The sequence below is a fragment of the Wolbachia endosymbiont (group A) of Urophora cardui genome (assembly GCF_964028435.1).
Classification (GTDB): domain Bacteria; phylum Pseudomonadota; class Alphaproteobacteria; order Rickettsiales; family Anaplasmataceae; genus Wolbachia.
This window is the reverse complement of record NZ_OZ034774.1, coordinates 1,584,632-1,596,789: the sequence shown is the minus strand read 5'-3', so window position 1 is coordinate 1,596,789 and position 12,158 is coordinate 1,584,632. Positions and strand designations below refer to the sequence as shown.

At 36.4% G+C, this 12,158-nt stretch carries 13 protein-coding genes and 1 pseudogene; 13 read left to right on the top strand and 1 reads right to left on the bottom strand.

The window, feature by feature from the left end; genetic code table 11:
- Positions 1 to 64 precede the first annotated feature (64 nt).
- The 5 genes and pseudogenes from ABWU38_RS07735 to ABWU38_RS07715 form a co-directional block, all read left to right on the top strand.
- Positions 65 to 1,291, top strand: coding sequence for a DNA modification methylase (locus ABWU38_RS07735; protein WP_264374890.1), 1,227 nt, complete (start codon positions 65 to 67; stop codon positions 1,289 to 1,291).
- Positions 1,288 to 1,764 carry a hypothetical protein gene (locus tag ABWU38_RS07730; RefSeq protein ID WP_264374889.1) on the top strand — a complete coding sequence of 159 codons (477 nt, stop codon included), beginning with the start codon at positions 1,288 to 1,290 and terminating at the stop codon, positions 1,762 to 1,764. Before ABWU38_RS07735 ends, ABWU38_RS07730 begins: the two co-directional genes overlap by 4 nt.
- Before the next feature lie 7 nt (positions 1,765 to 1,771).
- Positions 1,772 to 3,001: an ankyrin repeat domain-containing protein gene (locus ABWU38_RS07725; RefSeq protein ID WP_353272732.1), complete on the top strand. Its 1,230-nt coding sequence runs from the start codon at positions 1,772 to 1,774 to the stop codon at positions 2,999 to 3,001.
- Positions 3,002 to 3,230: 229 nt separating this feature from the next.
- The gene (locus ABWU38_RS07720; protein WP_353272463.1) at positions 3,231 to 3,608 is read left to right on the top strand and encodes a head decoration protein; all 378 of its coding nucleotides are present in this window, start codon (positions 3,231 to 3,233) and stop codon (positions 3,606 to 3,608) included.
- 34 nt (positions 3,609 to 3,642) lie between these two features.
- Positions 3,643 to 3,852, top strand: a pseudogene (locus ABWU38_RS07715) (major capsid protein); the annotation flags it as partial.
- Between the two features lie 112 nt (positions 3,853 to 3,964).
- Here the strand turns inward: ABWU38_RS07715 and ABWU38_RS07710 are convergent.
- Positions 3,965 to 4,924: an IS110 family transposase gene (locus ABWU38_RS07710; RefSeq protein WP_253308968.1), complete on the bottom strand. Its 960-nt coding sequence runs from the start codon at positions 4,922 to 4,924 to the stop codon at positions 3,965 to 3,967.
- A 349-nt stretch (positions 4,925 to 5,273) separates the two neighbouring features.
- On the opposite strand from ABWU38_RS07710, the gene ABWU38_RS07705 reads away from it, so the two are divergent.
- From ABWU38_RS07705 to ABWU38_RS07670, 8 genes are read left to right on the top strand one after another with little or no spacing between them, the layout of a single operon-like run.
- Positions 5,274 to 5,426: a hypothetical protein gene (locus ABWU38_RS07705; protein WP_353272731.1), complete on the top strand. Its 153-nt coding sequence runs from the start codon at positions 5,274 to 5,276 to the stop codon at positions 5,424 to 5,426.
- Positions 5,423 to 7,252 (top strand): phage terminase large subunit family protein, encoded by a 1,830-nt coding sequence (locus tag ABWU38_RS07700; RefSeq protein WP_264686021.1) that lies wholly within the window; start codon positions 5,423 to 5,425, stop codon positions 7,250 to 7,252. Before ABWU38_RS07705 ends, ABWU38_RS07700 begins: the two co-directional genes overlap by 4 nt.
- Positions 7,245 to 7,469, top strand: coding sequence for a gpW family protein (locus ABWU38_RS07695; protein ID WP_230609214.1), 225 nt, complete (start codon positions 7,245 to 7,247; stop codon positions 7,467 to 7,469). The genes ABWU38_RS07700 and ABWU38_RS07695 overlap by 8 nt, the downstream gene beginning before the upstream one ends.
- 8 nt (positions 7,470 to 7,477) lie before the next feature.
- Entirely contained in the window at positions 7,478 to 8,164 is a 687-nt protein-coding gene (locus ABWU38_RS07690; RefSeq protein WP_264707985.1) for a glycoside hydrolase family 25 protein, read from the top strand.
- A complete protein-coding gene (locus ABWU38_RS07685; RefSeq protein WP_230609218.1) occupies positions 8,158 to 9,567 on the top strand; it encodes a phage portal protein in 1,410 nt (469 codons plus the stop codon). Before ABWU38_RS07690 ends, ABWU38_RS07685 begins: the two co-directional genes overlap by 7 nt.
- Before the next feature lie 14 nt (positions 9,568 to 9,581).
- Positions 9,582 to 10,658 carry a S49 family peptidase gene (locus ABWU38_RS07680; protein ID WP_264374880.1) on the top strand — a complete coding sequence of 359 codons (1,077 nt, stop codon included), beginning with the start codon at positions 9,582 to 9,584 and terminating at the stop codon, positions 10,656 to 10,658.
- Positions 10,659 to 10,703: 45 nt separating this feature from the next.
- Positions 10,704 to 11,075 (top strand): head decoration protein, encoded by a 372-nt coding sequence (locus ABWU38_RS07675; protein WP_353272730.1) that lies wholly within the window; start codon positions 10,704 to 10,706, stop codon positions 11,073 to 11,075.
- A 31-nt stretch (positions 11,076 to 11,106) separates the two neighbouring features.
- Complete coding sequence (locus ABWU38_RS07670) at positions 11,107 to 12,111, top strand: major capsid protein (RefSeq protein ID WP_264376214.1); 1,005 nt, start codon at positions 11,107 to 11,109, stop codon at positions 12,109 to 12,111.
- Positions 12,112 to 12,158: the final 47 nt, after the last annotated feature.

Here is a 12,158-nt window from a genome sequence, read left to right as displayed (position 1 = left end):
TTCGACCCCAGGCCTTCTTTAGCGTCAGACATATTTTAAATATTAACTTTTTAACTATCAAGATATGAATTTAGCAATCCACTATTATCCTACTCAAAATCTCATCGAATATGAGCGTAATCCACGTAAAAATGACGATGTAGTAAATAGAATGTGTGCTTCAATCAGGGAATTCGGCTTTCGTATACCAATAGTTGCAAAAAGTGATGGTACTGTGGTTGATGGTCATTTAAGACTTAAAGCAGCAAGAAAACTTGGTATGGAAAGTATACCAGTGGTCTTAAGTGATAATTTAAATGAACCACAAACTAAAGCTTTTCGACTACTTGCTAATCAATCAGCTAACTGGGCAAAGTGGGATGATGATCTTTTGAGAGTGGAAATTCAAGAGCTAGAAGATTTGCAGTTTGACTTAAAAATGACAGGATTTGAATTAGAAAAAGTTCAACGGTTTCTCGATGATTTTGACGGTGAAAAAGAAGATCTTTCTGACTTAGCTATTGATGATAAAAAAGTAACAAAACCAGGTGATCTTTGGATTTTAGGAAATCATAGAATCTATTGTGGTGATAGCTCTGTAGTTGAATCATATAAAGCGCTGTTAGATGATAAAATGGCAGATATTACTGTGTGTGATCCTCCGTATAACGTAGCATATGGTAACAGTCAAGAGAGAGAAGACAAAAAGATATTAAACGATAATCAAGGTGAAAAGTACGAACTTTTTCTCTACTACATCTGTTCCAATATTTTAGCATATACGAAAGGTGCAATTTACATCTGCACATCATCATCAGAGTTTTCGACGTTGCAAAAAGCATTTGAGGAAGCAGGTGGTCGTTGGTCAACATTTATCATTTGGGCAAAGAATCACTTTACGCTAGGAAGATCAGATTATCAAAGACAATACGAAGCAATGCTTTATGGATGGAAAAGTGGCAATAAACGTGAGTGGTATGGAGGTAGAAATCAAAGTGACCTCTGGTTTTATGATAAGCCAACACATAATACACTACATCCAACGATGAAGCCAGTAGAGCTAATGGAGAGAGCGATAGTAAACAGCAGCAGATCTGGAGACATAGTACTTGATCCATTTAGCGGTTCTGGCAGCACACTGATTGCATGTGAGAGAACAGGAAGAATTTGTAGAACAATAGAGCTAGATTCAAAGTTTGTAGATGTAACGATAAAACGTTGGCAAGTGTATACAGGCAGGGAGGCAATTCTTTCTGGTGCTGGTAAAACTTTTCAAGAGATTCAAGAAGAAAAAAAGGAGCAAAAAAAGTGAAATTAATAACACAAACAGAATGGGCAAGAGAACAAGGATTTTCAAAGCAATATGTCTGTTATTTAGTAAAAAAAGGAATAGTTGAGTTGGAGAATGGTTTGATCAATAGAGAACAGGCAAATGAAGCGGTGGCAGCAATAAGAGATCCAAGTCAACCATTGAGAAGAAAAAACTATTCAGAAAACGGAGAAAAACTTTCCACAATGTTGCTAAAAACGCGAATAAAAAATGAAATGGAACGAGGTAAACTGCTTGAGGCGAAAGCTAAGGCTGAAATAGGAGAGCTTGTAGCAGTAGAGGAAGTGAAAAACGAAGCATTTAATGTAGCAAGAGTTGTACGTAATAATCTGCTTAATATTCCAAATAGAGTTTCAGCGCTGCTTGCATCACTGAGTGACACTGAAAAGATTCATATGGCGCTAACTGAAGAAATTACAAACTCGCTTGAAGAATTATCTAACACTAAATTTTAAATATAAAATGTCTGCTCACTTAAGTTTAGAATTAATAAAGTGCCTCATTAATCAACCTGGATTAGATGTTAATGTTAGAGGATTAAATGGCAAGACACCACTACATTGCGCTATAGAATTTGACGAATTAAGCATGGTGGATCTGCTACTTACGAAGAAGAACATTAATCCTTTTGTAGAAGATAATGACGGCAAAACATCTCTTGATTACGCTAAAGAAGGAAAAAAAGCAGAAATATTAAAAGCGCTAATTAATAATAAATACGGGTCAGAACAAGATAGCTTACTTCATTTAGCTGCAATGGTGGGTGAGGTAAATGCTGTAAGGTACCTAATAAATAGAGGCATCGATGTTAATTCGCGTAATGCAATATTTCATACACCATTACATTTGGCAGCTGGTATTGGACATGTAGAAGTTGTAAAGATTTTAGTCAGAGAAGGAAATGCTGAAATCGAGGTTTTTGATGCACGAAATCAGACACCGATGCACTATGCAGTTAACAACAAAAAATTAGAGATAGTAAAGTTATTACTGGAGCTAGGAGCAGATGTAAATAGCGCACGTGTAGGACAAAATTCAATGAAATTATCACCTATTCATATAGCTGTAAGTAATACTAATTACGATGAAAGAGATTTGTGTCTCGATATTCTCAAATGCTTAATAAAGGAGCCTAATGCTCAAGTAAATTTGCAAGACTACGAAAATAAAACGCCACTACATTACGCTGAAAGACTTAAAACAATAGAGGTTTTACTAACGCGAGAAGATATAGATCCTCTGGTAAAAGACGATAGTGGCAAGACACCATTTGATTACGCTAAACCTGAGATAAAGAAGGCTTTGATAAGTAATAAATACGGTTCTGAAAAGAATAGTCTACTCCATTTAGCTGCACAAAGAGGAGAAATTGAGCTTGTAGAGTCTATCTTAAAAGAAGAAATTGATATTGATATTTCAAATAATAAGAGTCTATCACCGATCTATCTTGCTGCGGAAAAAGGGCATTTACATGTAGTAAAGTTATTGCTGAAAAAAGGAGCAAATTATACACCTGTTTTACATTTAGCAATCAAATCAAACAATTTAGAGTTACTAAAAACTTTATTTAAAGAAAAGAGCATCAAATTACCAGATGAGATAGGCAGATCTGTACCAATTTATTATAGGTGTATGGAGCATAGAGATGCAAAAGTAAGAAAATACAATAGCAGTTGTGTTAAAAGTCAATAGAGAAATGAAAAATACTGAAAAATAATTTTTACTTGGTGGGCTATAAAGCCAAAGATGCTTTTAACATATTTTACGTAATTTCGGAGGATTTATTGATGCAGGCAGCCAAGGCACGACAAAATATATAAACCTACAAAGCTAAAGCTATTCCGCGGACTATAGCAACTACAAATTCAGCGGAAAAAACAAAATTAATAACTTTATCAGCCAAAATTTCCAGGAGAAAAACATGTCTTGTATAACTGAACCAAATAATCTTGGTGACCTCTTAAAATATGAGGCATCAAATCTATACTCACGTGACCAAATTACTGTTGCTAAGGGACAAAACCTAAAGCTTGAAGCAGTGGTTAGCAAAAAGACAGATGATGGGGGCTTTATAAGAGCTCTAAATCCGCTAGGCACAGATGGTACTCAAACAGCAATAGGTGTGATTATAAACGATGTAAATAGTAAAGATGCAGATATTAAAGCAGTAATCATTACTCGCGTAGCTTTACTTGCTGATCATGCAATTGTCTGGCCAGCAAATATAACTGAAGAGCAAGAAACAGCAGCAATAAAACAACTTGAAGAGAGGGGTATTATTGTCCGTAAAGGAATCTGAATTTTATATTAATTTTTAATAGGAGCTAAACATTATGCAAAATCCACTTTCAAATCCAGCATTCAATATGATAGCATTAACTGGAGCTATTAATATTTTACCAATTAGTTTTGGTCGAACTGAAAGTTTAAAACTTTTTCCGAGTAAATCAGTAAGGTTTCGCCATATTGCCATTGAAGAACAAAACGGTTTTTTAGCACTACTTCCAACTCAAGTTCCAGGAGCACCAGCAACTGTTGGAAAAATAAGTTGTAATATTTGATTTAAATTCTTTTAAAAAGTGTGGATGTGGATAAGTGCTTTCAGTCTGTGTAAGCGCACTTATCCACATCCACACTAATCTGCTAGTGTTGGATCTAAGCAGACTTAGGGCTGTATTCCTCAGTAAAAACCCTGTCATCTCTTACTAAAGAGTTAGCAAGTAAAAGTAACTTTCTCATAGCAGCAGTGGAAGCAACTTTATATGGTTTTTTATATTGATTATGTAACCTATCAAAAAAAGTTTTTATGAAAGAATTCCATTTCCGCGCACTAAGAATACACATATACAAGACTGTTCTAATTTGTGACCTACCGCCTTGAATGCACCTTTTTCCTTTATTAAAACCACTGTCTCGATTAAAAGGTGCAACTCCGGCAATGCTAGATATTTGCTTTCTTTGAAGAGTTCCTAATTCTGGCAGATAACAAATAATAGTAATAGCTGTGATTTTACTTACACCTGGTATACTAGTTATTGATATGTATTTTTTTTTAAGCTCTTGACTTTGTTCAATCAACTCAATCATCTCATCTTCTAAAACTTGAATTTGATTCTGTAATATGACAAGTAGCTCTTCCATTTGTTTGATTATGGATATATCAGTTACTTGATGAGCTTGAGTTTTTTGTATTTTTGCCATTTCTACTAGTTGATTTCTACGAGATAGCTTTTGCCTCAAGAAGTCAACATTACTAACTTTTAAAGGAGTAACGCGCATATCTGTATTATTAATATAACGTGAGATAATGCTGCAGTCTATTTTATCAGTTTTAGTAGCAATACCAAGGCTTTTTGCATAGTCTCTCACCCATCTAGGTTGAATTACATATACTTCGAAACCATGGCTTAGTAAAGTATAAGCACATAATTTTTCGTACCCACCAGTTGCTTCAAGTCCAACTTTGATTACATTATGTAAATGCAGAAAGTCGAGTATTTGATCAATAGCTTGAACGTTATTTTCAAATACTTTATAATGTCCAAGTGGATGAATGTGGATATCTAGTTTATTTTTGCTAACATCAATGCCAGCAATGATATTTGATAAATTCATAATTCCTCCATAGAATAACATGTAATACTGCATTTTCCACCCTTATATACGAGCCTAAAAGCTCAATCAGTTGTTCGGAACTTTTCAGTAAATAATCAGGGAAGAGAACCTTGCTAAATTACGGTCCTTTATGACCAAGGCGATCTACGGTTCCTCTTCTCTGCATGTTCTTAATATTACCACTTTGTAATATTTATGAACTTGTTTTTAACATATAAGTGCGATCTGTGTTTTTACCTCAGTAAGTGCAGTAGCAATAGCGGTATATATAGGGTTAACAGCAACAACAATAAGCAGTGCAATCATTTTTGCAACAACAACAGGGATATTTGCGATTATTATAGCACTAATGATAAGTGAGATGAGCAGAAGATATATAGAAAACAAATTTCAGAAAAAGATGTTTATGGAGATGGAGAAGTGTAGTTCTATTGTTGAGGAGTGTAGTTCTATTGTTAATGATGTCGAGATAGAACCAGTTATGAGTAGATGCATACAATGATATACGCCACATCTTTTTCTGAAGGTTTGAAACCAGATCCAGAGCTTAAGGTGTCAGAGTGGGCAAATGAGTATCGAGTTTTAGCAGCAACTGCAGCATCAGAGCCAGGAAAATGGAGAACAGAGAGAACACCATACCTTAAAGAAATCATGGATTCACTATCTCCGTCCTCGCCAGTAGAAAAAGTGGTATTCATGAAAGGAGCACAAATTGGAGGAACAGAGGCTGGAAATAACTGGATTGGCTATATTATCGATCAAACACCAGGGCCAATGCTAGTAGTACAGCCAACAGTTGAAATGGGAAAGCGTTGGTCAAAAGGAAGATTTGCGCCACTTATTGAAAGTACACCATGTTTAAAAAGTAAAGTAAAAGACCCAAGATCAAGAGATTCAGGAAATACTGTACAAAGTAAGGAATTTCCAGGTGGAATAGTAGTAATAACTGGAGCAAATAGCAGTGTAGGACTTCGCTCTATGCCAGTAAAATACCTCTTTCTTGATGAAATAGATGCATATCCAGGAGACTCAGGAGGAGAAGGAGATCCAGTACTGCTCAGCATAGCTCGTACCAATACATTTGCACGGCGAAAGATTTTTTTAGTATCAACACCAACGATTCATGGAATAAGCAGAATTGAGAAAGAATTTGAAGCAACAGATAAGAGATATTTTTTTGTTCCCTGTCCGCATTGTAATTACTATCAAGTTCTAAAATGGTCACAAATAAAGTGGGAGAACAATGATGCAAAAACAGCACATTATGTCTGCACTGAATGTAGTGGCAAAATAGAAAATCATCAAAAGACAGAAATGCTTGAACGTGGAGAATGGAGAGCTACAAATCAAACCTCAAGTAACAAAATAGCAGGTTTTCATCTATCAAGTCTTTATAGTCCTGTTGGCTGGTATAGTTGGAATCAAGCAGTAGAGGATTTTCTGCATAGTAAAGAAAGTGAGCAATTGTTAAAGGTTTGGATAAATACAACGCTTGGAGAAACTTGGGTAGATAAAGGAGAAGTACCAGATTGGAAGCAATTATTTAACAGGAGAGAATCTTATCAAATTGGCACAGTACCAAAGGGTGAAGTAGTTCTCACAGCAGGAGTAGATGTACAAAAAGATCGGTTAGAAGTAGAAGTTGTAGCATGGGGAAAAAGCCGCGAAAGTTGGTCAATAGACTACCGAGTATTTGAAGGTGATACTGGAAGAGTAGAAGTATGGGGAAAGCTTTCGGAGCTTCTAAGTCATCATTTTATCGGTGAAAATGGGCTTGAGTATATGATAAGTATGATGGCAGTAGATGCTGGATATGCAACACAAGAAGTATACAATTGGGTAAGAGGCCATCAAGGCTCTGGAAGAGTAATGGCAGTCAAAGGTGTAAATAAAGCACTAGTACCACTTAGCAGCCCAAGTAGAGTAGATATAACAGTTGGAGGGCAAAAGCTGAAAAGAGGAATAAAGCTCTGGCCAGCAGGAGTATCGATATTAAAGTCAGAGCTTTTTCAATTACTTAATGTTTTAAAAGAAGGTGAAGAAGCTCCAGCAGGATACTGTCATTTTCCTGAGTATGCACCTGAATATTTTAAGCAGCTAACAGCAGAGCAATTAGTCAGCAAAGTGGTAAAAGGATATACCAAACAAGAGTGGCAAAAGGTAAGAGAAAGAAATGAAGTACTAGATTGCCGAATTTATGCGAGAGCTGCATCTATTGCGCTTGGAATCGATCGATGGCCAGAGAGTAAATGGAATAGTTTGAGTGGGAAAATGGAAAGTAAAAAACCTAAAAAAGTAAGACAGAGTAAGTGGTTGAAAAATGTATAACGAAGAGTATTTGTTTCAAGTTGAACAAGCAATAAAGAAGCTGCAAAGCGGAGAGCGAGTAGTATCAATTGCATATGGTGACCATGTTGTGAGATATGCTGAAGTGCAAATAAACGATCTTTTAAACTTAAGACAAAGAATCAAGGCTGAGCTCAAGGTTGAAGGTCAAAAACCAAAAAGAAAGATTGTTATTTCAACGAATAAAGGAGTGGTATGAGAAGTTGCATGATAGAAAATGGATACCCAGATTTTCTAGAGCATTTGAGGTATATGATAGCTACCGCTACACCAGGTATGCTTATAAATGCAGTAATAGATTTGTCGCACTGGAATCAGGAGATAGATTTTAGATTAACAAAAGAAGATGGCATAGTAGGCATAATTCACAAAGCCACCCAGGGGGTAAAGTACGTAGATCCTGAATATACAAAAAGGAAAAAAGCCGCTGAAAAAGAGGAATTGCTTTGGGGTGCATACCATTTTGGTGTCGGGGAAAAAAGCGGCAAAGACCAAGCTGAGCATTTTCTCGAAACAATTGGTGATAGTTCAAATATATTGTTAGCCCTTGACATTGAGGAAAACAAAGATGGAAAAAGCATAATGCCAAAACAAGCAGAGGACTTTGTAAATAGGGTCTATTTAGTAACCGGACGTTTGCCGTTAATTTATGGAAGCCCTAGTTTTCTCAAGGATTTTGCCACCCCAACTTTAACAGAATGTCCACTATGGTTAGCAAAATGGGGAACAAAACTGACATTACCAATAGGATGGAGGAACTGGACTCTATGGCAATATACCGACGGTCAAACAGGAGCAAAGCCGCATGAAGTAGAAGGAATCGGAAAATGTGACAGAAACAAATTTAACGGAACTTTGAAAGAATTAAGAGAATTTTGGTTATCAGGATGTTAAAAACCTTCAAACAATTATTTGGCAAGCCAAAAATCAAAAGTTCTGCATGGGATGCAGCAGGCTCAGGAAGAAGGGTAATGTATTGGCAAGGAGAAGCAGGAAGCATAAATAATTTGCTTTCTCAAAGCCTTGAGCACTTGCGTAGCCGCTCTCGTGATATGGTAAGAAAAAATCCATATGCAGCAAATATTATTGATACAATAGTAAGTAACTCTATTGGAACAGGAATAAAACCACAATCAAAAGCAAGGAATGCAGAATTTCGAAAGAAAGTACAAGAATTATGGCTACGTTGGACAGACGAAGCAGATAGCTGTGGAATAAGTGATTTTTATGGATTACAAGCTCTAGTATGCAGAAGTATGATAGAGGGAGGAGAATGTTTTGTACGTTTAAGAACGAGAAGGCTGGAAGATAGATTTTCTGTGCCATTACAACTGCAAGTGCTTGAGTCTGAACATTTAGATAATAAAACAAATCAAACTTTAGGAAATGGTAATGTAATAAGAAGCGGGATTGAGTTTAATAGGCTTGGGCAAAGAGAAGCATATTATTTATTTAGAGAGCACCCAGGAGAAGGCTCATTTGGAGAGTCAGTTAGAGTACCGGCAAATGATGTTTTACATATTTATAGACCATTAAGACCTGGACAAATTAGAGGGGAGCCTTGGCTTTCTAACGTGCTTTTGAAGCTTTACGAACTTGACCAGTACGATGATGCAGAATTAGTACGAAAAAAGACTGCAGCAATGTTTGCAGGGTTTATTACGAGACTTGATCCAGAAGCAAATATTTTAGGAGAAGGTGAAAGTAATGAGCAAGGAGTAGCACTATCAGGTTTAGAGCCAGGAACTATGCAGCTTTTAGACCCAGGAGAAGACATAAAATTTTCAGAGCCGTCTGATGTTGGAGGAAGTTATGAAGCATTCATGAGACAGCAACTGAGGGCAATAGCAATAGGCACAGGGATAACATATGAGCAACTAACAGGAGATTTAACGGGTGTTAATTATTCATCAATCAGAGCAGGACTGATAGAGTTTCGTCGTAGATGCGCTATGCTGCAACACAACATTATGGTATTTCAATTTTGCAGACCAGTATGGAATAGATGGCTAGAGTTAGCAGTACTGTGTGGAGAACTCTGTATAGATGAAAAAGTGGCAAAAGCAGCGAAAGAAGAAGTAAAATGGATACCACAGGGATTTGATTGGGTGGATCCACTGAAAGACCAGCAAGCACAGCAAATGGCAGTAAGGAATGGATTTAAGAGTCGATCGGAAGTAGTATCAGAAATGGGTTACGATGTAGAAGAAATTGACCAAGAAATAGCAGAAGATCAAAAGCGTTCTGATTCTTTCAACCTTTTCTTTGATTCTGATGTCAGGACACAAACAAAATAAATCTCGTTTACTTTATGGAAATTTTACAAACCAACTGGCTATGTAGGCCGATGATGATAGAGCAAAAAAGCTTTGACCTGTTGTCGCTATATAACGGAAAACAACCTATCTTTAAAAACGTAAAACACTATGTAAAGAACAATATAGAAAAGACAGCAATAATACCAATACATGGAATTTTAACCAAAAAACCAGGAGCTTTTGATGATTTTCTAGGCATGACATCGTATGAGAAAATTCAAGAAGAAGTAGAAGAAGCATTATCAAACAAAGATATAGAAACTATTCTGCTTGATATAGATAGTTCAGGCGGAGAAGTAAACGGTTTATTCGACTTGGCTGATTTTATTTACGAATCAAGAGCAAAAAAGAGAATTGTGGCAATAGCAAATGATGATGCGTACTCTGCTGCATATGCTATAGCTTCAAGCGCTGAAAAGGTATTTGTGAGCAGAACTTCTGGTGTTGGCAGTATAGGAGTAATAGCAAGTCATATAGATCAAAGTAGGTTTGATGAAAAGCAAGGTATTAAGTACACCACAATCTTTGCTGGTAGTCGAAAGAATGATTTAAACCCACATGAGCCAATAACGTCTGAAAGTCTGGAAAGCTTACAAAAAGAAGTAGACCGACTATATGAAATGTTTGTGCAGCTAATAGCAAGAAATAGAGGTCTTTCAATTGAAAAGATTCGATCAACAGAAGCAGGTCTATATTTTGGTGAGAAAGCAGTGGAAATAGGTCTTGCAGATGGAGTTACAACATTTTTTGAATTTATTAACAAAGGAGAAAATACTATGAATAAACAAATTACAACTGACCTAGAAATTGATGACCTAGAAACTGATAATTTAACTAAGTATCGTACTGAAATTGTTGAATTAATACGTTTATGTAACTTATCACGAATGCCAGAGAAAATAGGAGAATTTATTGAGCAGGGTGTAAGTATTGAGCAAGCAAGGGAAGTTTTAATGGAATTACTTGCAGAGAGAACGAAGAAGACAGAGATACTGAGTGCAATACCACAGAATTTAGGAGAAGATTTGATGATGCAAGTAGCAAGAAGTCGTGCGCAATCAGGTATTTAAAATATTCGCAGTATAATAAAAGTAGAAAGTAAAGGAGAAAATTTTATGAATTGTATAACTGAAACAAATAATTTAGGAGATCTTCTAAAATATGAAGCATCAAATTTATATTCACGAGATCAAATAATTGTTGCCAAAGGACAGAATCTCAATCTTGGTGCAGTAGTTGCTAAAAAGACTGAAGATGGTTTTATTAGGGTCTTGAATCCAACAGCAACCGATGGCACACAAACCGCAATAGGTGTTATTGCAAGTGATGTAAACGCAAAGGAAAATGCTAAAGGAGTAATTATTGCTCGCGGTGCAATGCTAGCAGATCATGCAGTTGTATGGCCAGCAAATATAACTGAAGAGCAGAAAACTGCAGCAATAAAGCAACTTGAAGGACGAGGGATCATTATCCGCAAGGGAGCTTAAAAAAACTATTAAAAACACAAAAGGGGGAAAAATGCAAAATCCATTTACAAATACAGCATTTAGCATGACGGCACTAACAAATGCGATAAATATATTGCCGATAAATTATGGACGAGTTGAAAATTTAAATTTATTTCCAAGTAGGTCAGTAAGATTTAGACATATTACCATAGAAGAGCGAAACGGAGTATTAAGTTTACTACCAACACAAGTTCCAGGAGCACCAGCAACAGTAGGAAAACGCGGCAAAAGAAAGGTAAGAACATTTACGGTTCCGCATATTCCACATGATGATGTAGTGTTACCAGAGGAAGTACAGGGAATAAGGGCATTTGGATCAGAAAGTGAACTGAAAGCGCTGGCAGACGTAATAACTGACCATTTACAGCTAATGAGAAACAAACACGCAATAACATTAGAGCATTTACGAATGGGAGCGCTGAAGGGAATTATTCTTGATGCTGACGGGTCAGAATTACTAAATCTGTACAACGAATTTGAAATAACACCAAAAATAGTAAATTTTGCCCTTGGAACAGCAACAACAGATGTCAAGCGTAAGTGTCTGGAAGTACTCCGGCATATAGAAGATAATCTAAGTGGTGAATATATGACCGGAATTCATGCCTTGGTAAGTCCTGAGTTTTTTGATGCACTAACTTCTCATGCTAAAGTAAAAGAAGCATATGAGAGATGGCAAGAAGGAGCAGCGCTAAGGAACGATATGAGGTCAGGATTTACGTTTTGTGGAATTACATTTGAGGAATATAGAGGGCAAGCAACTGATCCTGAAGGAACCGTAAGAAGATTTATAGAAAGAGATACGGGACACTGTTTTCCACTAGGAACAGCAAGCACATTTACAACATATTTTGCACCAGCAGATTTTAATGAAACAGTAAATACTCTTGGACAGCCACTATATGCAAAACAAGAACCAAGGAGATTTGATAGAGGAACTGATTTACATACGCAGTCGAATCCATTGCCAATGTGCCACCGTCCGTCCGTTTTGGTAAAAATAGTAACAACATAGTAGAGCCCTCACGTAGAAAACTCTACTTATGGTTTTAATATGTGTTG